Consider the following 21,102-nt stretch of genomic DNA (forward strand, 5'->3'; position numbering starts at 1 on the left):
CATAGTATGGTGATACTTATCCGTAAATTACATTGCCGTTCTCATCGCGGTTTTCATCTAACCCGTTGCTGTATTGCTTCATGGCTCGGAGACTCATACCCATACTCGAGAAACCGCCGTCGTTGTAGAGATTCTGCATGGTGACCTTACGGGTGAGATCGGAGAACATCACAATACAGTAATCGGCACAATCGTCGGCATCGGCATTTCCAATGGGTGCCATCCGTTCAGCAAAATCCATCAGATCGGTCATCCCTTTCACCCCGCTTCCGGCGGTGGTCATTGTCGGTGATTGCGAGATGGTGTTCACCCTTACCCCCTTGTCACGCCCGTAGATATATCCAAAGCTGCGGGTGATAGACTCAAGTAACGCCTTGGCATCGGCCATGTCGTTATATCCATAAAAAACACGTTGTGCTGCTACATAGGTCAGTGCGAGCATCGAACCGTTTCTTTCAACGGCGTCTAACTTACGGGCTACCTGAAGCATCTTGTGAAAGGAAATAGCTGAGATATCGAGGGTTTTGGCCAACATATCGTAGTCGAGATCGTCGTATGTCCGTTTTTTACGCACGTTAGGCGACATACCGATAGAATGGAGTACAAAATCAATTTTTCCACCCAATATTTCCATCGATTTGGAAAATACCATTTCTAGGTCTTCTACATTGGTAGCGTCTGCAGGAAGGATTTCTGCATTGAGCTTCTCTCCCAATTGGGCTGTATCCCCCATGCGTACTGCTACAGGAGTATTCGACAAAGTGATGATAGCGCCTTCTTCAACGGCTCTCTCGGCTACTTTCCATGCGATGGACTGGTCATTCAACGCGCCGAAGATAATACCTCTTTTTCCTTTTAATAAATTGTGATTCATAATTATTTCAATTTTGATCTTCCATGTAAAGTCCAATCACGAAATGTATCTATGCAATTGAACTTTGCTGTGATTCTCTTTCGAAAAACTGCGCAAATTTACAAAAAATGTGCAATAAATAAACATTCAGTAAGCAAATAAGTTTTCAGTAAGCTCGTTTTTATAAAAAAACGAGAGCAAATCATTTGCAGATTCACCCTCGTTTTTCAAACGTTGGATGTAAAAAATTATGCCACTTTCACTGTTTCATTTTCCACTGTAATTCCTTTCCAGACAATCGCTGCGATGACTGCACCAAGGAAGGGTGCGATAATGAATAGCCAGAGTTGAGACAATGCGGCTCCTCCTTCAAAAATTGCCGGACCGATACTGCGGGCGGGATTTACAGAAGTTCCCGTAATGGGGATACATACAATGTGCACCAAGACCAATGCTAAGCCGATAGCCAAGCCTGCAAATTTATTCAGGCCATTCTTGGCGGTCACTCCCAGTACAACCAGTACAAAGATGAAAGTGAACACCGTTTCGGCTACAAAGGCTACACTCATCTGCCCGTCAGCAAAGCTGTTAGCACCGGTGAAGGTGGTGGTGGAACCGGAATCTTTTGCCAAAAACCAGAGGATGGAAGAACCTAAGATAGCTCCGATCACCTGAAAAGCCATATACATGCCGGCATCCTTACCGCTCATCCTGCCCGAGAGGAATACACCCAAGGTGATGGCCGGATTGATATGGCATCCCGAAATACTGCCGATGGCATATGCCATAGCCACTACCGAAAGGCCGAATGCAAACGCAACGCCTAATGTGCCTACGGAATCAAAAGGTTGCCCTGTCCCTGCAAATACGGCTGCGCCGCAGCCCATCAATACCAGTACCATCGTACCGATCATTTCTGCCAAATACTTCTTCATTGCTTTTTGATATTTTTTAGTAAAACATATACTATATTGCACTGCAAAGAAAGGAATTAATTTGTAATAATTTTCTAATCAGGCATAAAAATGGGGATTGGCTCCACACTTTTTTTACTTTCATTATTCACATTAAGTTTCTCCTGTTTTACCAAATTTTATGTGAAACCCGTTGAACATTTGTCCGTTTAGTTGTTATTAATGGTAACAATTTCAGTTATGACAATCACTTATATATATCATAGTTGCTATCTGATTGAGTTCGAGGGGTTTTCAATGCTCTTCGATTATTATAAGGATGTGCCCCGTGAAGATGGTTCAGAATGGGTGAGGGATTGGCTGCTCAATAAGGAGGAGGAGCTCTATGTGTTGTGTTCGCATTCGCACCACGATCATTTTAATCCTGAAATTCTTTCCTGGAAGGAACGGAAAAAGAATATCCGCTATATTTTCTCCAAGGAGTTGTTGGAGAGCGGGGTGTCAAAGGCGGAGGATGCTCTCTATCTCGAAAAAGAAGAGGTATATCGTGATCAGCGGCTTATGATAAAAGCATTTGGATCGACGGACGTCGGAGGTTCTTTCTTGGTGGAGCACAATAAACGACAGTTTTTTCATGCCGGTGATCTGAACAACTGGCATTGGAGTGAGGAGGTAAGCACGGAAGAGGCGCTTTCTTATGAAAATCATTATTTATGTGAACTGGAATTGTTGGCGGAACAAGTTAATCGTATTTATCTGGCAATGTTTCCTGTAGATCCCCGGTTGGGAAAAGAATTTATGCGGGGTCCGGAACAGTTTGTGTCACGTATAAGAACTGATCTCTTCCTGCCGATGCATTTTGGCGAGAATTACGATAAAGTGAACCGGTTCGGGGAGATTGCTGCCCGGTATAACTGCCAATACCTGCCGCTGTTTCATCCGGGACAATCATTTAAATTTGGGATGTAGGGTTTGGGATTTTAGGACCAAGAGTTTATTAATTGACAAATGACAGTGAATTGCAAAACGGCGTAAGCGAATTCTTGGTTTCTTAACTTCTCAATAAATAATTCAACAGTTTAAAAAATTAAAAAATTATGGAAATAAAAGCAAGATTCGATCATTACAACATCAATGTATTTGACTTACAAAAGAGTATTGAATTTTATGACAAGGCATTGGGCCTGAAAGAGGTCCGCCGTAAAGAAGCATCCGACGGATCCTATATACTGGTCTATCTGGGTGATGGGGTGACGGGTTTTACACTCGAACTCACATGGCTGCGCGATTGGGACAGGCCTTACAATATGGGTGATAACGAGCAGCACCTATGTCTCCGTGTGGAAGGAGATTATGACGAGACGAGGGCTTTCCATAAGGAAATGGGCTGTGTGTGTTACGAAAATCATACAATGGGGCTTTATTTTATCATTGATCCCGACGGATACTGGATTGAAGTATTACCTTTGCAGAAGTAATCAGTAAAATATTCCCGGGCGTTTTTCTCCGTTCAAAAAAATGCGTTGAAACATTTGGGTTTTTAATTTTGTCTCTTAAGAGTATGGATTTTTTCAATTACAAGCGTCGCCCTACCATCGATGTACATGTGGGAAATCTAGTCATGGGTGGAAACTATCCGGTTGTCGTGCAGACGATGACCAGTACCAATACGCTCGATACCGAGGGCAGCGTGGCGCAGTGCGAACGCATCATCGCTGCCGGTGCCGACCTGATCCGCCTGACGACGCAGGGTGTACGCGAAGCCAATAATTTACGGGAGATACATCAGCAACTGAGGGATAAGGGATATACCATCCCCCTGTCGGCCGATATTCATTTTAATCCCCGTGCGGCGGAGGTGGCAGCCACCATCGCCGAGAAAGTACGTATCAATCCCGGTAATTTCGTGGATAAGCAAAAAACTTTTGCCGAGTTGGAGTATACCGATGAGGAGTATGCACAGGAGCTGGAAAAAATACGTTCGAAGGTAGTTCCTTTTCTGCGTATCTGTAAGGAACATGGAACGGCCGTGCGTATCGGCGTGAACCACGGTTCCCTGTCGGACCGCATCATGAGCCGCTATGGTGACACCCCCGAAGGGATGGTGGAATCCTGTATGGAATATCTGCGGATCGCCATGGAAGAAGATTTTTCCGATATAGTGATATCGATGAAGACTTCCAATACCTTGTTGATGACCAATGCCGTACGTCTGTTAGTCGCCACTATGGACAAGGAGGATATCCATTTCCCGCTCCATCTGGGAGTGACCGAAGCCGGAGACGGAGAGGACGGTAGGATGAAGTCGGCGGTGGGCATCGGTGCCCTGTTGAGCGACGGTCTGGGGGACACCATCCGTGTTTCGTTGAGCGAAGACCCCGAAGCGGAAGTGCCCGTGGCCAGGAAATTGGTGGATTATGTAAACCTGAGAAACGGGCATACGCCAATAGAAGGCCGTGCTTATCCCGGCTTCTCTCCCTATTCCACAGACCGCCGTGAAACGGACAGTGTCTGGAATATCGGTGGAGAATATCTACCGGTGGTAATATCCGACAGGAGTAAAATCGATGACATGTCGATCAATCCGCATTTCATCCCCGATTATATTTATGTGGGAAACCGTATGCCGGTTAACTTCCCGAAGGGAATGAAATCTATTATCGATTATCCCTATTGGGAAGAGAGGATAGATAATTTTCCACTCTTTACGGGCGACTCCCTTGATAAAATAAACGATTGCAACGCAGAAGTGAAGTTTTTAAGGATTTCCTATCCCGACCTTTCGGATGAGGTGATGGCTTTCCTGAAGAAGACGCCCAAAATAGCGGTGATTCTTACTACGGGTCATCAGAACGGTGTAGGCGAACAAAGGGCTTTCTTTCATGCGTTATTGAATGCAGGCTGCCGCGTGCCGGTCATCATTCAGCGGAATTATGCCGAAGATGAGGCAGAAGATATTCAGGTGAAAGGCGGCGTGGATTTCGGTACTGTTCTCCTCGATGGCTTCGGTAACGGAATTATGATAAGTAATCAGGGGCAGATAGATATTACCGATCTCGATGCGTATGCTTTCGGTATTTTGCAGGCAGCACGCGTGCGGACAAGCAAAACCGAGTTTATTTCCTGTCCCAGTTGCGGAAGGACATTATTCGACTTGCAGACGACTGTTGCTTTGGTAAAACAGCATTTCTCTCATCTCAAGCACTTGAAAATAGGGGTGATGGGCTGTATTGTGAATGGACCCGGTGAGATGGCCGATGCCGATTACGGATATGTAGGGGCCGAACATGGAAAGATATCACTCTACCGGAAGAAGGAACTGGTAGAGAAAAATATTCCCCAGGCAGAAGCTGTAGAACGCCTGATCCAACTGATCAAAGACCATGGCGACTGGATTGAACCTGAAAGGAACTGATCAGGAGAGGCATGGACCCCCGTTTTAGAAGAAGGGGCATAAGATATGTTTGCATTCAGGAAAGGATATGTTTAAAGATAAAATGATTATTGGCATTTCTTTTGGAAATTTCCGAAAAAAGCAGTAATATTGCACCCGCTTTCGCTGAAACTAAAAGCTGAAAGAGAGGTCCCATAGCTCAGTTGGTTAGAGCACCTGACTCATAATCAGGGAGTCCTTGGTTCAAGCCCAAGTGGGACCACATTCTTTTGAATTGAGAGTTGCCTGTGAGGGTAACTCTTTTTTTGTGCATACATGGTGGGGCGGCTTTGATTTTTTCTTACATTTGTCGTGAAAAATCATCTTCTTAATTGGTCTCTTTTATGAAACGAGCGTTTGTTCTATTGCTAATACTCATGTGTTTTCTAGGAGCGGCTTTTGGACAGACACCAAGCCAATGGTTTTCAGTCAAAGATTCCATCGCCGGAATGTCGTCTCTGACAGGCCTTCCCGTTACGGCAACCCGTTACGAAACTCCTGCTAAAATATACAGATGGCACTGGGATGGTGGCTCGGATAATTTATTGCTTGAACTCAGGGAGACCAACAAGAAAGGGACGTCATTCAAAAACGGTGGAACGCTTAACATGGTCGGCTTGTGGGATAAAGAGTTGAAATGGGTAAGGGAGGTAAACTATAACTCCTCGGAACTGAAACAGCAGGGCAGCTACTATTTTCTTACCGACAAGAAGAAAAACCTCTGCATTGATCCCGAAACGGGAGCGGTGTTGTGGGAGAATAAGAATGATTTTTATTTTATAGAACCTTCCCTGCATATCGGCGTGGGATATCCCATCCAGTCCATGTCGAACAAATTGACGGCTGTCAATTTATCAAACGGAAAAGAACTGTGGTACAGGGATCTCGACCGTTCATTCGGTTGGGATGATGCATATATGCTGGATGATTCCGTATTGTTGATTTCAACCAATGGTCTCCGGGCTGTCCATCTTGTAAATGGAGCGGGTTGGGCATACAAGGCAAATACTACAAAAAAAGAGATTGGGAAGATGATCGGTGTCAATGCATTTGGTCTCCTTCTTGGTGTGTTTACCGGTGTATATACTTATCAGGACCAGCCTGACGTGGCTTCCGATATGGTGTCGAATATGCTGATCGACCCCGATGAATCCATCGTATTGGCTTCTCGTGATCAAATTGCCAGGGTGGATAATGCCGGGAATGTTTTGTGGACTACTCCATTGCCGGAGAAAATTACTTCGAAATCATCCCTGTTTCTCGTCGATTCCGTGGTGTATATGATTAATCGGGGGTATGCGCAATACAACGGCGGTTTTTCTATGATTGGAGACCCCTATCTCGCGGCATTTGATCTGAAGACCGGTAATCGGTTATATCTTACCCTTATCCAGGAAAAGAAAGAGTTTATCCGTAATTTTCAGGTGGTAAACGATATGCTGTTCGTGGTCTTTGAAGATAAGATCGGCTTTTATCGATTGGGAGATGGCACGTTGATAAAGGAGAAAGTGATTGAACTGCAGAAAGATGAGCACTTAGATGCTTTTGTAGAGTCGGGGATATATTGGAAACGGAACGATTCCGAATTCACAGACCTCATGTCCGAGTTTTCCAATTACAATCTGATGATGACCACCCAAGGACGGGTTTTTGTGCTGACCGACAGCCTGGAGAAGGTATTCGCCTATGACAGGGACGATCTGTATCATATAGCGACTGAAAATTCTCGGTATGCGTTGATCACAAATAACGATGCCGATTTTGTAGTGCTCGATGCTTCGGACAATCCGGTGGCGGCATTGAAAGCATCCGGTGAGATGTTTTTATACCGTGATAAGCTTTATTTCTTTGATAAAGATTCTTTTTCGGAGATCGATCTCAGCCGGTTGGACCAACCGGTACCGGATTCTCTCTGGCAATCCATTTTTAAACAGGTCACCCGATTTATGCCGGATTCAGGTGATTGAGATTCATTCGGGTAGAAGAGGTATCCCTTTCTGTTGTCAAACTGTCGTATCCGTGAATACTATAATTGCGGGTATCGACAATTTTCCAGCCATTTATTAAAACGACAGAGCAATAATACTGAAACTTGTAGCGTTGAAAGGAATTCACTACTCGATCACTTCACATTGCCCACCCTTTCTCAATAAGTTGTTCTTCCTGTCCGGCAGCAATCTGTTCATAGGCAATCCACAAACTTCCATTTGCCACCTTCTGTAGTGAAATGATCATACGCTCCATCTCTTCTGACGAAATGGGATTGCCAAACGCCCAGAGCCGATTAAGTTTTTTATTTTGTGAAATATCCAAAGAGGATATCTGGTTATTGTGGCACAAGAGGCGTACCAGTTCGCTGTTCCCGGTGACGTCGAGCGTAGAGAGGCTGTTTCCGGAGCAATCGAGGAAAGCAAGGGAGGAGTTCCCCGACACGTTCAACCCGGTCAGTTGATTATCGAATGCCCATAGTGAGATCAACTCCCTGTTTTCGGACACGTCGAGCGTGTTGAGACTGTTCGTCGAACAATCCAGCCGGGTGAGTGCCGTGTTTTTGGACAGGTCGAGTGTAGTAATCCGGTTATCCTGTATATTCAGTGTTTGCAATTGCGGACTGTTCGACACGTCGAGTGCGGTTAACTCATTGGAAGCGGCGGCAAAGTAGGTGATATTTCCATGTACCGTAAACGTGTTTTTGCCGGCTGATAGCTTGTAATCCTGATAGACGTTAAACGAGGAGATATCCTCTGTGCCGTCTTCGGCACGGAGCCCATTGCCGTCGAGGTCAATCCATACGCCCGGCCGGTCGGCCGGGAGAGCATCAACCGCAAGGCTCACCAAGCCGTCGGCATGGCCGGTAGATAATGAAATCACATTACCTGATTTTCCGGGGGTCGGGATTCCTCCGGGTACGCCAAAATCGTCTTGTGTACAGCTCACCACACCAATGGCAAGGATACTCAAAGCTGCAAATATTTTATTTATTCTCATTTGTTTGAAAATTTGTGAATCAAAAACTAAGAACGAAGAAAATCCACTTATAATTCAACATCATACACATACCAGTGATTCCGTTCAATCTTTTTCGGCAGGAAGATTTGGGAGATATCGGGCCCGAATTCAGGCGGCGGTTTAGGTCCTGTATATGGCATGCTTATCCCTATTGACGATAGTGGTTTGCCCGCTTCCTCATCCCTTTCGTTGATGTAGGTAATTAATTTCAGTGTTGTGACAATTCCATTGCTATCCTGCGTGTAAGTTCCCAAAGTATTCCATACTACCCAGGCCGATTCGCTCAGAGAGTGGAGGTCTACCGTTGCTGCGGGAGCTGTCAAGTCTCCCGTTTTCGTGCCGGGTTTCCACAGATATGTATTCTTGTCGAAATTCAGGAAAGCGTAATGATACTGCGGCTTATCCGTCAAACTGGGATTGGGATCACTGAAATCACCTTCTTTTACGACCGGTTTGCTTTGGTGTTCCGTTTTAAGTGTGATATTCAATTCCACTTTAGCGAGGGCGCGCGTCAATTTTACTTTAGGGTTGGTGCCGCCGCTTCCTAGCACACGGTTTTCAATAAAATTGTGCATGGCATTCCCCGACATCAGTAGGGGCGTAGTCAGCGACCAGGGAGTAGGTGTCGTATGCAATACGGTTTGCAATGCGGTTGTTCCGGTGCCTGAAACAGTTGTCACAGCATCCAGGTTGGATTTTAGATCGGCACAGTTGGCCACAATATATACCAGCCTTGTGCCTGCTTCGGCCTGCGTCATATTCAGTGTAATCTTGCCGTTGGTCTTGTCCCAGTTGCCACTCTTGCTGTTGTAGGTGAAATCGCCAGCAGTGCTGATATAATATTTTACCGGGTCGCTGCCGTCGCTCTTGAAGAGGAAAAGGTAGAGGTCGTCGATTTGGCTTTCTTCGGTACTTCCGATATCCGTCGCACGGGTTACCGCTTTGGAAGCACTTCTTGTAGAAGTCACCACTTTCGTGTAATTGTCAATCCTGAACGTAATCTCCACCCTTTCATCCGTGCCCGGTATCACCACTTCGTCACCGGAGCAGGCCATGAAAGAGAGGCCCATCCACAGGGTAATCCATAAAGATATGTATAGTGTATAATTCATAACTTATAACTTATAATTCACAACTCGTCATTTATTTCTTAAAAGTAGTCACCAGATCACCGTTGTACCATACTTCCAGGTATTCATCTCCTCCGTCAGGCTCAGTATTTAATGTGTAAGTTTCCGAAGCGGTGAGTTCCAGCGCATCCGCTTCCACCCCGTTTTTGAATGTTTTTTCATTAGAACCATCGCTAAATCTATATGGATCAATTGTTTTTAAAACTATCCCATGCGGGGCACAGGCAAGTATCGTGTTGCTGATGGTAATGTTTGTTCCGTCCACTTCCACATTGTAACCATAGCCCATGTAGAGCGATTTGCTTACTTTCACCCACGGGTCTATCTCGTAGAAGATTTCAATTTTCTGCAGGTTCTTGATCGTGAATTTATAGTGCCGATTACGGTAGATATTGTAGTCGGGTTTGTCTGTAAGGCCGCCGGTTGCGAATTTCAAATAATCGTCGAAGGGTTTTACCGGTGTCACATCCGGGTCGGTACCGGGAATTCCATAGGAAACGATGGGAATTTCATAGACGGCGCCGTCCGTGGTTTTCACCGAAAAATAATTCATAGGCTTATGGTCGGCCGCCCCTGTCCACGTGGAGGAAGTGGGGAGCAGCGCTTCCGGCATATAGTAGAGATAGGTGCTGCCACCGGCTGCTGCAGGCGCCAGCGTCGCATCGGCATGATACTGGGGCGAAGGGATGGGTGGATTCTGTTCAACCAGGCTGTATTGGCGGAAAGCATTGTGGTATTTCACTTCGGCGATGGCCAGGTCCGTTCCGCTAAATACCAATTCCAACTTCGCTACCATGCGCGTAAGCATTACATAGGGTTCTTCGGTTTCAATGCCGCTACCCGTCAGGATAGCCACTGTGCCTCCCTGCGTATATTTCGGCTTGAACGGTAGCGGTTGGTAGATTGACCCACCTGCCGGGATAGGTTGGTTGCGGTACACACGTGCCATTGGAAAACCGTTATCGTAGTTCGCTCCTGAATAATGCATGTGATCCAGGTCGCGAAGGGTGTCCATAAACGTATTCATTTCCTCCCTGGTGGTAATACTTTCCAAAGTGCTTTTCAATCCCGGCAGGTTGGCCACGAAATAGAAGTCGCACGTTTGCCCGGCAGTCAACTCTGCCGTAAAGGCATACGTGGATTCTCCACTCCCGAGACTATTCTTAAAGTACGGGGCACCCACTATGTCGCCGGTGCTGCTGTCGAATATCAGCATGGCGAGATGGTGTACCTTGTCTTCGTAAAGGGTGACATCCGTATTGATGGAAGGGGTAGCTCTTAACCTGCTCGTGACTTGAGTCGCCCGCACGTTCACCGAGAGGTAGACCTTCATTTCATTACCGGATTCTTTTTCGTCGTAAATAAGCTTGTCGCACCCCGCGAAGGCGAGGATGAGAGCGGTAAGCATTATATATTTCATCTTTAATTGCATCATGATCTTTCCTTGATTTTAAATATCAGGAGTTAATTTCCCAAAGAAGTACTATAGCTATGTACTTGCCAGTCGTTTATCCAGATGTCGCAACTCATATGTGTCCAGCATGTCACGCAGGCGTCGCGGATGACAAACCTGATGGTGAAATCGTTGTCACAGTCGAGGTTCACCCCTCCTTTTTCATCCGCTGTCAACAGGATGCTGCCGATCAGGTCGCCATCAAAGAACGAACCCTCTTCTTCGTCATCTTTATAAGAAAGATAAAGATTGTTGAAGAATCCGGTCTTCAAGTCGAGCAGGTTATAATTCCAGGTGACTGTTTGGTTGCCGTTGCTTTCGTTGACGCTATACGCCGGAGCGGAGTCGGATGTATATTTCAATACCTCCTTGCCGGCCGGCATGGAGCCGTCTATATTGATCGTTCCATTGGCGGCGGATACTTCCGCGTCCAGGTCCTTAATATCTTTCTCCTCCATGGAGGCCTTGTCGAATTCCACCACCAATGTAATCCGGTTGGTTATCTCCTGCAGGTTTACGGCGGTATATTCATAGAAGCTGGCATATTCTGAAGGGTCGGGCAGGAATACCACGGGACTTTCGCCCTGCCATACCCGTGTGCTGCTCAGGTTGGCAGCCACGCCGGAGGCAGTTTTCAACGTGAGCATCACATCCTTTTTCGTGGTGGTGCCGTTAATGAAAGAACCCAAGGTGAAATTATCATTCACGCCGGCCCATGCCACAAAAGAGAATTTCCCGTCAGACACGGGCATCAGTACATTGTAGTCACGGTCCAGTGTCACATTATTTTGCGTGACGGAAGTAGCCAGCCTGTCGTTTTCATCAAACGCGAACAGGGTAAGCGAGGCAACGCTCCCCAAGAACGTTGAATCTGACGCACAAGGTGTCATTGAGTAGAATTTCACATATACACCTTGGGGACAATCGGCCAGATCATCATAGATCAGAGAGTCGCAACCCCAGAAAATTGTTCCCAACGCGAACAGCGTTATCAATATCTTGTTTTGTAAATTCATCATTCGTTGCGTTTTGAAAGTTGTTTCAATTAATGTTTGTCGTTTTTTCCCGGGGTGTCATGAATGCAAGAATGCTGTATCTGTCGGGAAAATGTGTTGTTGTTTAAAAACCCGGGAGAGTCTTCGGGGAGTTTCCTCCCCCGGGCATTTTGATTATTCTAACGTTTGTGTGTTATTAAATTCCGAGATCTACTTCATAAGAATGGACATCCCATTCTAATACAGTCACATCCACACTCATGAATGTCTTGGGAGTAGTCAACGGTTCTTCCGGATCAATCGGGTTGGGACCTTCCGGACCTTCCGGTTTCGGGTCGGGATTTCCACCATCTTCAGGAGATTTCGGGTTATCCGGATCTTCGGGGAACAAGGGGTTCCAGTTGGTTCCGATGGTTTTGAAACCGGTGATATGGATGTGATAGATGTTGTTCCTTATTACCGGAGAATTGTACCAGTCAGGAACTTCATCGGGATTTACCCACGCATAATAGATCACTTTGCCACCCACATACTTGTTGGCTGTTTGGGAAGAAAGGACTACAGTGGGATCGGGACCGTTCACATCATATACGGTTTGGGTTGAGGCATTTTCGTTTTGATAAAATTTACCGTCTTCACCTAACCAGAATGTTCCATCACTGTATGTGGCGACTGAGTCTGCGTCGGCAAATTTAGCGGGGGTGAATTTGGCCCTTACCATCACGTAAGCGGTATTCCCTTTCTTATAATTAGATGTTTCTTCAACGCCAACTTCATGTGTATTGGGAAGGATGAACTTACCTTTCAGGATGCTTTCAGTCCCAATTGCAGGAGCTGTACTGTAATCCGTAATATTCGGCACAGGTGTGCCGCCAAACTGGGTTGCGGCATCATAGTTTTCGTAAAGACCGGAATAGTCGTATTTTTCACCTGCATCAGCAATGAAATCGCCATTTACACCGGGCACCCATCCATAATTGGGAGTTTCCCAAGTCGGTTTTCTTTGTACATAGAGTGAATTTTCGCCCTGTGCCAATACCCAGGTGATATCACTTACATCACCAAGTTTATCTGAACCATCGGCGGTAGGCACAACATAACTATCTGCTTTTGTCGTGACCATCACGCGTGCCACTGCCCTTTCCACTTCAAGGCTTACCCGGTTTGCTCCTGCAAGGGTTTCAGACTCATCCACACCTGCTGCAACAGTGATGCTTTTAGGTTCGACGTTGGTCATCATAATTTCATCTTTACCGGCATTCACTCCAGCCAGTTTCATCGCGGAGGTATTCACTGTAAAACTGCCTGCTTCATAGAAAGAGTTTTCCAATGCAAGGATATTCGTATATTTTGTTTTAAAGCTGCCCGCACTGGTGAGGGTACCGCTAAGTCCCGTAACACCCAAATAAGTTTTAGCATCGGCCTTGGCATTTACCAGCACAAATACCTCCTTCAAACCGGCAGAGGTTTCAATGGCAGCTTCTATCGTCTTTGGTGTAACCACATCGCCTTCCATTTCATACGCTTCTCCGGCACCTACCTTATATTCTTTATAGGCAACCTCGGTAAAATCCGAAACAAAAACGATGATGGAAGTGATTTCGTCGTTTCCTCCCCATTTGCCTACATAGTTATAATCATTCGGTAATGCGCGGGTTTCGGCATTTTTCGCCAACCTCAGCGAGACACTCACATGGGTATCACCTTTCTTGCCACCTTGCGGGACGTCGATGTCGTCGCTGTTACATGCCGTAAACCCCACTCCGAGGGCTACTACGGCCATCAATAATAATTTACTTAATTTCTTCATGTTTTGAAAATTAAAAATGAATAATAATGTCTGGTCTCTAAAATTTATTTTGTCTTTATGTTGTTTGGTTATTTTTCAGATGCTTTCCGTAGCTCCTCGAGGTTTTTGCGGGCATCATTGTCACCTTGTCCGGCGGCCTTGTCGAAGTATTCCTTCGCCTTGTCGAAGTCGCCCTTGCGTGCGTGCGCCACGCCAAGGTTGTTCCATACCTTGGGATTGTCACCGATCTTGTTCATCCTTGCGATGGCAGCATCCATATTGCCAACTTCGATATCGGCCGATGCGGAATTGAGGATGGCGATGTCGCTGTCGGGATAGAGCCGCACGGCGATGTCGAATACCTCGCTGAACTCGGCACTTTCCACCGGGTAGCTCTGTGCCACCAGGTACATTTCGTTTAGGCTTAATAGTTTAGGGTTGACATTGATGATCTCTTTCGCCTCCTCCACATCAAATCCGCGCACGTTGTAGGCCACCACATATTCGGTGCGGCGTAACGACGGATAGTAGTCGTTGAGTAATGTACGGTAAGTTGCACCTGCCGAGAGTTTCATCAGCTCGGCGTCACGGGCGTCAGGGTTGGATACCCGGTCGATAATATCGAGCACCGCCTGCTTGTCTGCCAGAGAAGATGCAGCCACCGCCTTACGTAAGCCTTCCCAGTCTTCACCATGTCCGCCGACTGTGAAGCGGTTGCGAGCGATATCGAATTTCGACACTAAGTAGTCCGCGAACGCCTTGGCACGGTTTTCGGCCAGCATCTGATTGTGTGGCGCACTTCCCTCGGGAGAGGCGTAACCGTCGATGGTGAACTCGGTAATTTCCAAATCGGCGTTGTTGCGGATATCGTTCACGATCCGGTCTACTTCATTAAACTTGGCAGCGTTGTCCTTATAGTCCCGGCGGAGTTCCCAGCGGTCCACCGCAAAGTTGAAGGTGGCGGTATGTCGGTCACTCCTGACTTTCTCCTCTACCTCGGGCATGATATATGTCAGCCTATATACCGGGCTGTAGGGTGCCGGAAGGATATTTCCTACAAGCAATTGCTCACCTTCGAGGCCCATGCAGTCGGCACACCCCGACACCTCGTGTACTAATGATAGCGACGCGTCCTGCATCCACTCACGGAAGGGCACCTCCATGGTATAATGTACCGATTGGCTGGTGTTGTTCCTGCGCGTTAGCCATGCTACCGGTTTGCCGGCCAATGGGAGTTTTTCTCCCAGCTGCTGCTTGCGGTTCAGTATCTTATTACGCTTCTTGCCAGCCACTACCACGGGCTCAAGAGCTACCTCGTCGAGGTTGTTGGCATTGGATCTTAACACGGGAGTCAACACTAACATGTTGTTATTCTTCATTCGCAATGCGTCCATCGAAATATCGAACGAAACGGAGAGCCGGTTCTGCTGTTTCACCGTCAACAGATTCTCTATCGCGATCCCCGATAGGTCTGCATCCTGGGCATAAGCCCCCGGAATGGCCGTGAAGAATGCGATGATAAGGTATATGATATTCTTTGTCTTCATTTCCGCTTTCTTATTTAATGATGTAAATTAATGATACCGCCGCCTTGGTCACGCCCCAGTAGTTATATTTGCCCTTGTCGAGCTTGGTGCCGCACTTGGCGCAGGGATACTTGTCGTAATGGATGCGCGCGTAACCGCCGCCGATGCCGGCCTCCAGGTTCCAGCGGGGACTTAACAGCCACTGGTAGCCGTAACTGATGCCGCCCCCGTAGAGATACCCCTCATAGCGGTTCTCCTTGAATTTGTCCAAGCGCCCCAACGGGATGTCCCATTCGCCCACGTTGAACTGCGCTCCGTGGGCATGCAGGCCGAAGAAGTGGCCGTTGAACACGTCGCAGGTCCACCAACGTAACTCGGGTTGTGCCAGCCAGTGCTTGATTTTCTTGTTGTCGGAAAAGGTGAACGGGTTGAGGCCTGCACCCAGCTCCAGGGTCATCTTACGGCTTAATGCCATCTCCAACGCCAGGTTGGGAGTGGCGGTAGCATCGTAAAGAAGATTGTTTTTTATTGCCACCTTTTGCGCGAATGCTCCCGGAAGGGAGGCCGCCAGCGCCAAAATGACTAAAAGAAACTTGTGACTAATCTTGTACATAATATATTTATTAATTGATATACTAACTCAGTAGCTTTTAACGGAATATTCTTTGCATACTATTTTTATGAGACAGCGCGTCATATAGCTCTTTTAGAAAGTCTGTCTTTTTGTGGAGAAACACCGAATTTTTTGGTGTATGTATTCACTAAGTGCGATACATTCTTGAAACCATACATTCTGGATATCTCGGTAATGGTGAAGTCCGACTTAAGTACAAGCGGTTGTATCTCTTCTATTTTTTGGTCGAGCATCCATTTATAAGGTGTTTCCCCAAAACATTTTTTGAAATGGCGTGTAAATGTCTTTAAACAGTCATAACCACACATTTTTGCCAACTCCTTGATGCTTTTTGCCGACATATAGTTGCTCAGTACACTATCCTCGAACCGTTTTGATTTTGATGTGCGAGGAATCAGTTTCAGAAGAACGACCTCTTTGTCGGGTGATGTGGTTATCTTACTTTTCATCCCGTCGGAGAAGGTGAAGGTGCAGGATGCCACATCCGTCAGCAAATACTTGCTTTCGGTCTCTTTCCTTATTTGTTCATTCACTTCCATTCAATCCTTTTTTTTAGTTCACCATATAGTTTTACGAATCAACCATGCCAATCATTTTATTATTCTATGATTACTCTCCTTGCATCGGTAATCTCCGCATTCTGCAAACGGACGACATAGATACCCTTGGAGAGACTGTCGATGGTCTTTTCCCCGCCCGCTTTCACTTCTATCCGTTCCTGAGGAGCCTCTATACCCGAGATAAATGCTGAACAGTCGTTTTTGCTCCGGTTGGTGATTATTATTTTTCCGTCGGCTGTGGTCGTGACGTTGATCAGTTCCTCGTCGGGCGAGAGTTGTGAGAGGGGTGTCTCATTCAGCAAACGGAAACGGTTTGCTGTTTCTCCCTTTTTCGTCTCGAAAGTGTAGGATACACCGTTATGTATGCGTTCCCTGGTCTTTGTTACCTCGTCGTATAAATAGACTTCTGCGTTTTTCAACTGTTCAGACAACGAGAATTCCAGCGTGTATTTGCCATCGGCATCGGCTACAAATCCTACGGATGTATTATGTATGTCGGGTACAGTAGCCACCTGCAATTTGCTGTTATCGGACGCCGACACATAGAGTTGGGCTATTCCGTCCTCTTCCATTTTCCTGCCGTCCCAACCGCTGTCGAAGCCGTGGGTGGTTCCCTGCTTGTTGAATATCCATATCCGGTCGGCGGATGCCGTTCCGATGATGTCGATGCGTACGAAAGGCAATGGTTGCACGGTGGAGGTTTTTCCCGCCGGAGCCGGTATCGATGCCGAACGGGTGGCAATCTTGTTGCCCGTTGCATCATTAATCAATTCGTTCTTTACTAACTTTTTATAGTCGATGGTGAGCATCGTCGCCGGATCGGCGAATACCATAAAGGAGTGGGTCGAGGGAATCATGTTTGGCAAATCTACTTGCCCGGCAAGGTTGATGGGTACAGCCAGATACTGTCCTGCGGCAAGACCGTCTGCAGTTCCGCCGTTGAGTTTGCGCCACTGGTCGCGTGTTCCCGTATTGAAAAGATACACCGTCTTGTCGCCAATTTCGGTTGAGAACTGCAATGCCTCGGAATTGATGGGTATTGCCGCCGTGAAGGAGTTACCCACCAAGTTGGCACCTGAATAGTTCACCATCGGTGTTTTCGAGAGTGTGACAAGGGCGTTGCCCACGTTGAGTGTTCCCTTGAAATCATAGATATGAGAGGGCGGGATAGTGGCGTTATGGGTAATCTGGTAGCCTTTGAACTTCTGCATGGGAGAAGCAGGTGTGATCCATTTGTTGCCGTTGGTCGGTTCCGACCACTGGTTCACCGTTTCGTTTCCGGTGGCGGGAAATGCCGCCTGCTGTACCGGAATGCCGAAGTACTGCCACTGGTTGCGATAAAAACCGCAATTGTCGCATTCATAAGCCTTGTTGTAAAATTCCACGATTGCCTGCACATTTGAGTTGCTTTCGGGGTTGGCGAAGATAAGCGTACCGTTTGTCTCTTTGTTCTCGGGATCCGCTTTTACCCTGATGGTTCCGGCTGAAGGATTACCATCTTTCACTTCACCGTTTACCACCAGTTGGTTATCGGTGGTAACCCACAAATCCTTATCGGAATCGTTGATTAGGTCGCCGATGATGCGGTCCTGGTCGAGCAGCAGGTGATTCTTCGCAGGACCCTGTCCATTGCCCCCACCCAGCGCGCCGTTGTTGGCGGCGGTGGCAAACTCGATGTCTTCGCCTTCGCCGGGCACATAGTTGGCCGTCCAGTTACCGGTTTTAGCCCAGTCGGTATCGATGGTGCCGTGCCAGTAGTTGGAGCCGATAAGGGTAATGGTGACAATCGTTTCGTCATAAGCCGTACAGGTACCTTCCACCGCATATTTGAACTGGTAGGTTCCTCCCGGCATGTTTTTTACATACCACATATTGCCGAACAGGAAACCGGTATCGTTCATATCCATCCATTCTCCGTGCTTGTCGTATTCTCCTTCCAGATAATCGAACAGGTTGACCAGCCCGTCATCGAAATCGCTCCGCGCGATGGTGACTGTCTTTCCGGTGCCCGCATGTGCGTCGTTGGTGATGGAGGGTTTCAAGTCGAAAGAAATAGTCGTATTTCCGTCGCTACTGCACCAGTTGGAATTGGATGGATAGCTTAGCCGTGCTTCGTACAGACCTTTGTCGGCTTCGGCATCGTAAGGGGCAAATGGGTAATAATGGCCTGTAATGCCGGTGGGTGTCCCATTCTTATACCATTCCACCGTAAGGAACGATGCGCCGTTGACATACAGCCGTCCGTCATTGCCTTCGCACAGCTCCTGCGACTTGATGACCGGCAGTTTGTTGGTAATCAGTTTCAGGTTGGCGGTGAGTGCGTCGCCGCACTTCGAGTCGGTAATCCTTACGGTGTATTCTCCCGGGGCAAGACCGGTGAAGACGGGGTCGTTTCCGTTGTTTACGGGGAATGCCTGTCCGTCCTTGCTGATAATTTCATATTTGAGATCGCCCACGCCCGTGGCATCTATCAGCAAGTTATAGGTTCCGTATTCACAGCCGATGGTGTAATAGTCGTTCAGGGCGATGGATCCTTCGGGGATGGTGAACCTGTCCAGTTCAAACCAGATATTGGGACATTCCGTGTCCGTATAGTTATTAGTACCACCGACGAAACGAGATAACACAGGAAAGGTGATTACCCGGAAATCGCCGGACACGTAGAACGGTGTATTAGTTGAGAATTTCATGCAGGATTCATTGCGAATCGGTACATCGCCGGTAACCGCCGTAGTGGGATGCCCCCAGGCATTCTTTTCCGGATACCATTTCTGAAGATAATATGAATTTGAAGCGTTATTTGAACTGGTCATGGTAGCCGATGCCGCTACGGTAAAATAGCTTCCGCAATAACGGGTGTATGAGACATTTGAGGATGTCAATTCTACTACCTTGCTCCGGAGGGACACTGTCTGTGTAATCTCCTCTCCGCAACTGTTGGTTACTAAGAATGTATAATCACCCTCCGGCACTCTCATCTTGAATGCCATCCTGCCGTTGGATTCAAAAATATACGCCGATGCGTCAAAAGGCAGCGGACCGTAAGAATCGATAAATGCCTGGGGTGCTTCGGTTACGATAACTTTGACAACTTCGGTTGTGTTGTTGTAATAGAACCCGATATTGTACCATCCCTCCTCACAGTCGGGATTAGAGGCTTGAAAAAGAGTTGGTTTAGTAGTAGGGGGAGTGATTGTTAAAGTCCTCGTTTTGGAAACTCCACATTCATTGGTAACGGTAACTGTATAATTCCCGAATGGCACCGGATGGGATGCGGAACCGAATGCTATCTCTGTACCGCTTGTGTACGCTTCCTCCAACGAGGTGTAGGTATGGCTGTATTCCCCGTCGGCGAAATCGTCGTTATACTCCCAGGGTTTAAAATCGGACGGGTAACTGTCGAACGTTACCGTGGTCTCCGCACCCACGTAAAAATAACTGAAGTTGTGTATCTTGAAATACCTATTCCCGCAATTGCCAATATAACTACCGAAGCTATAGTCAGGTTGATAGGTGGAGTTCGACTGTCGTGTTTCCACTTTTCCACAGGCATCCGTTGTGGTGACGGTATAATTCAACGCATCTCCCGGGTTGACATTCCCGACATGTACCGGTATTTGCGTTTCAGTAAAATTGCTTACTACTCGGGTTTCTTCATAAATGACCTCTCCGGTAGCTGTTTTCGTTGCTTTCATATACACTTCCACGGGATATTGGTAATCAAGAATATATGAAGGTGAGTAGGCTCCCCCTCTGTCTCCTCCTATGCTTTGAGTAAAACTAAATCCGTTGCAGGAAGTGAGGTTGCCGGAAACAAATAGCGATGCGTTTGAAGGCCTCACTGTTGCGATGAGCGGGTTTACGGGCACATCTTTCGTTACCACGTTGCCGCAAGCGTCTTCCACTGCCACGCGATAGGTGCCCGATGCGACCGGTTCCGTAAAGGTCGGGGAGTCTTGGAAAGGATAAATAACCGCCCCGGTAAGGTCGCGCAGTTCGTAGTGGACGGGCCTGCCGGTTGTGCCTGTATTTACGGTGAGCACACTCTTATCGCCGCAAACAAGCTTGGGTGTTATGGTTATGTTTGCCGTGGGGATGGCCACAAAATTGTTACCGACATTGAAGTCAACGGGGATCAGGTTGGCGATCTCCCCCTCGAAATTTTGCACTACCTGCACCGTGTAGCTACCTTGTTGCAGAAAGTCTTCGGTGTGCGTTACGGTTGCTGCGGTTGCTTCTACCTGGGAGATGGGTGTCCGGTAAGGATTACTCGTGTCGGGTAACTTGTAGAGTATAAAATCGAGTGTGGCGCCCACCTTTGCGTTCCGCACGGTGAAAGCGGCTTTGCCATCACCCTCGCAGAATGTGGGAGTTGTTACAACTGTAACCGTCTGGGCAAAGATACCGGACGAAAATAATCCCAGTACCATTGCCAATAAAAGCGATTTCTTTTTTGCTGTGAAAATAATCATTCTAGTGCTACTTTAATTTATAGTGACTCTCCTCGCATCGGTAACCTCCGAACCATGTGGAACCGGAAGTATAACTACCGTCCTGCTTGCTGATATAATCAAAACTTATGGGAATTGTGCATTAACATTATTAAAAATGGACATGACAAAAAATGTCATAGCAGATAATAATGTTAGGGTAAAAAAGAAAGAATTTTCTTTTTTCATAATTACAGGTTGGTTGTTTTAGTTTCAACTCAATGGATCTTACTCCACTCGTCATTGAGCTTTGTAGGTTTTGGGATTAAGGCAGCAAAACTATAGTTATTCGGAATCCATGAGAAATATTCTCACA

At 47.0% G+C, this 21,102-nt stretch carries 15 protein-coding genes and 1 tRNA gene; 5 read left to right on the plus strand and 11 right to left on the minus strand.

Annotated features, from left to right (window positions below; translation table 11 throughout):
* Positions 1 to 16: 16 nt before the first annotated feature.
* Both B4G81_RS09175 and B4G81_RS09180 read right to left on the minus strand, forming a co-directional pair.
* Positions 17 to 874 carry an enoyl-ACP reductase FabI gene (locus B4G81_RS09175; protein ID WP_294081769.1) on the minus strand — a complete coding sequence of 286 codons (858 nt, stop codon included), beginning with the start codon at positions 872 to 874 and terminating at the stop codon, positions 17 to 19.
* Between the two features lie 227 nt (positions 875 to 1,101).
* On the minus strand, positions 1,102 to 1,788 hold the full coding sequence (locus tag B4G81_RS09180; RefSeq protein WP_294081771.1) for an MIP family channel protein: 687 nt from the start codon (positions 1,786 to 1,788) through the stop codon (positions 1,102 to 1,104).
* A gap of 219 nt (positions 1,789 to 2,007) precedes the next feature.
* On the opposite strand from B4G81_RS09180, the gene B4G81_RS09185 reads away from it, so the two are divergent.
* The 5 genes from B4G81_RS09185 (at position 2,008) to B4G81_RS09205 (ending at position 7,167) form a co-directional block, all read left to right on the plus strand.
* Entirely contained in the window at positions 2,008 to 2,736 is a 729-nt protein-coding gene (locus tag B4G81_RS09185; protein ID WP_294081772.1) for an MBL fold metallo-hydrolase, read from the plus strand.
* Between the two features lie 128 nt (positions 2,737 to 2,864).
* Entirely contained in the window at positions 2,865 to 3,245 is a 381-nt protein-coding gene (locus tag B4G81_RS09190; RefSeq protein ID WP_294081774.1) for a VOC family protein, read from the plus strand.
* 83 nt (positions 3,246 to 3,328) lie between these two features.
* Positions 3,329 to 5,182, plus strand: coding sequence for a 4-hydroxy-3-methylbut-2-en-1-yl diphosphate synthase (locus B4G81_RS09195; RefSeq protein WP_294081776.1), 1,854 nt, complete (start codon positions 3,329 to 3,331; stop codon positions 5,180 to 5,182).
* Between the two features lie 167 nt (positions 5,183 to 5,349).
* Positions 5,350 to 5,423 (plus strand) — tRNA-Ile (locus B4G81_RS09200).
* Between the two features lie 154 nt (positions 5,424 to 5,577).
* Positions 5,578 to 7,167, plus strand: coding sequence for a PQQ-binding-like beta-propeller repeat protein (locus B4G81_RS09205; protein WP_294081778.1), 1,590 nt, complete (start codon positions 5,578 to 5,580; stop codon positions 7,165 to 7,167).
* Between the two features lie 160 nt (positions 7,168 to 7,327).
* Here the strand turns inward: B4G81_RS09205 and B4G81_RS09210 are convergent, their stop codons facing one another.
* From B4G81_RS09210 to B4G81_RS09250, 9 genes are all read right to left on the minus strand, one after another.
* On the minus strand, positions 7,328 to 8,188 hold the full coding sequence (locus B4G81_RS09210) for a leucine-rich repeat domain-containing protein (RefSeq protein WP_294081781.1): 861 nt from the start codon (positions 8,186 to 8,188) through the stop codon (positions 7,328 to 7,330).
* A 47-nt stretch (positions 8,189 to 8,235) separates the two neighbouring features.
* Positions 8,236 to 9,321 carry a fimbrial protein gene (locus B4G81_RS09215; protein WP_294081783.1) on the minus strand — a complete coding sequence of 362 codons (1,086 nt, stop codon included), beginning with the start codon at positions 9,319 to 9,321 and terminating at the stop codon, positions 8,236 to 8,238.
* A 31-nt stretch (positions 9,322 to 9,352) separates the two neighbouring features.
* Positions 9,353 to 10,759, minus strand: coding sequence for a fimbrial protein (locus tag B4G81_RS09220; RefSeq protein ID WP_294081785.1), 1,407 nt, complete (start codon positions 10,757 to 10,759; stop codon positions 9,353 to 9,355).
* A gap of 44 nt (positions 10,760 to 10,803) precedes the next feature.
* Positions 10,804 to 11,811: a FimB/Mfa2 family fimbrial subunit gene (locus B4G81_RS09225; protein WP_294081787.1), complete on the minus strand. Its 1,008-nt coding sequence runs from the start codon at positions 11,809 to 11,811 to the stop codon at positions 10,804 to 10,806.
* A 172-nt stretch (positions 11,812 to 11,983) separates the two neighbouring features.
* On the minus strand, positions 11,984 to 13,597 hold the full coding sequence (locus B4G81_RS09230) for an Mfa1 family fimbria major subunit (protein ID WP_294081789.1): 1,614 nt from the start codon (positions 13,595 to 13,597) through the stop codon (positions 11,984 to 11,986).
* A 68-nt stretch (positions 13,598 to 13,665) separates the two neighbouring features.
* Entirely contained in the window at positions 13,666 to 15,123 is a 1,458-nt protein-coding gene (locus B4G81_RS09235) for a DUF3868 domain-containing protein (protein WP_294081791.1), read from the minus strand.
* Between the two features lie 10 nt (positions 15,124 to 15,133).
* Positions 15,134 to 15,715, minus strand: a complete 582-nt coding sequence (locus B4G81_RS09240; protein WP_294081793.1) for a DUF3575 domain-containing protein — start codon at positions 15,713 to 15,715, stop codon at positions 15,134 to 15,136.
* 80 nt (positions 15,716 to 15,795) lie between these two features.
* Positions 15,796 to 16,275, minus strand: a complete 480-nt coding sequence (locus tag B4G81_RS09245) for a helix-turn-helix domain-containing protein (RefSeq protein ID WP_294081795.1) — start codon at positions 16,273 to 16,275, stop codon at positions 15,796 to 15,798.
* A gap of 59 nt (positions 16,276 to 16,334) precedes the next feature.
* A complete protein-coding gene (locus tag B4G81_RS09250) occupies positions 16,335 to 20,768 on the minus strand; it encodes a hypothetical protein (protein ID WP_294081798.1) in 4,434 nt (1,477 codons plus the stop codon).
* Positions 20,769 to 21,102 lie beyond the last annotated feature (334 nt).

Origin of the sequence: Proteiniphilum sp. UBA5384 (genome assembly GCF_002410825.1) — a bacterium.
Classification (GTDB): domain Bacteria; phylum Bacteroidota; class Bacteroidia; order Bacteroidales; family Dysgonomonadaceae; genus Proteiniphilum.

What these genes read in the sequence shown, in the direction of transcription:
- B4G81_RS09215 (WP_294081783.1), bottom strand. Translation starts at nt 9,321, where the DNA reads ATGAATTATACACTATACATATCTTTATGGATTACCCTGTGGATGGGC.
- B4G81_RS09185 (WP_294081772.1), top strand. Translation starts at nt 2,008, where the DNA reads ATGACAATCACTTATATATATCATAGTTGCTATCTGATTGAGTTCGAG.
- B4G81_RS09220 (WP_294081785.1), bottom strand. Translation starts at nt 10,759, where the DNA reads ATGAAATATATAATGCTTACCGCTCTCATCCTCGCCTTCGCGGGGTGC.
- B4G81_RS09230 (WP_294081789.1), bottom strand. Translation starts at nt 13,597, where the DNA reads ATGAAGAAATTAAGTAAATTATTATTGATGGCCGTAGTAGCCCTCGGA.
- B4G81_RS09250 (WP_294081798.1), bottom strand. Translation starts at nt 20,768, where the DNA reads ATGATTATTTTCACAGCAAAAAAGAAATCGCTTTTATTGGCAATGGTA.
- B4G81_RS09235 (WP_294081791.1), bottom strand. Translation starts at nt 15,123, where the DNA reads ATGAAGACAAAGAATATCATATACCTTATCATCGCATTCTTCACGGCC.
- B4G81_RS09190 (WP_294081774.1), top strand. Translation starts at nt 2,865, where the DNA reads ATGGAAATAAAAGCAAGATTCGATCATTACAACATCAATGTATTTGAC.
- B4G81_RS09180 (WP_294081771.1), bottom strand. Translation starts at nt 1,788, where the DNA reads ATGAAGAAGTATTTGGCAGAAATGATCGGTACGATGGTACTGGTATTG.
- B4G81_RS09205 (WP_294081778.1), top strand. Translation starts at nt 5,578, where the DNA reads ATGTGTTTTCTAGGAGCGGCTTTTGGACAGACACCAAGCCAATGGTTT.
- B4G81_RS09195 (WP_294081776.1), top strand. Translation starts at nt 3,329, where the DNA reads ATGGATTTTTTCAATTACAAGCGTCGCCCTACCATCGATGTACATGTG.
- B4G81_RS09175 (WP_294081769.1), bottom strand. Translation starts at nt 874, where the DNA reads ATGAATCACAATTTATTAAAAGGAAAAAGAGGTATTATCTTCGGCGCG.
- B4G81_RS09225 (WP_294081787.1), bottom strand. Translation starts at nt 11,811, where the DNA reads ATGATGAATTTACAAAACAAGATATTGATAACGCTGTTCGCGTTGGGA.
- B4G81_RS09240 (WP_294081793.1), bottom strand. Translation starts at nt 15,715, where the DNA reads ATGTACAAGATTAGTCACAAGTTTCTTTTAGTCATTTTGGCGCTGGCG.
- B4G81_RS09245 (WP_294081795.1), bottom strand. Translation starts at nt 16,275, where the DNA reads ATGGAAGTGAATGAACAAATAAGGAAAGAGACCGAAAGCAAGTATTTG.
- B4G81_RS09210 (WP_294081781.1), bottom strand. Translation starts at nt 8,188, where the DNA reads ATGAGAATAAATAAAATATTTGCAGCTTTGAGTATCCTTGCCATTGGT.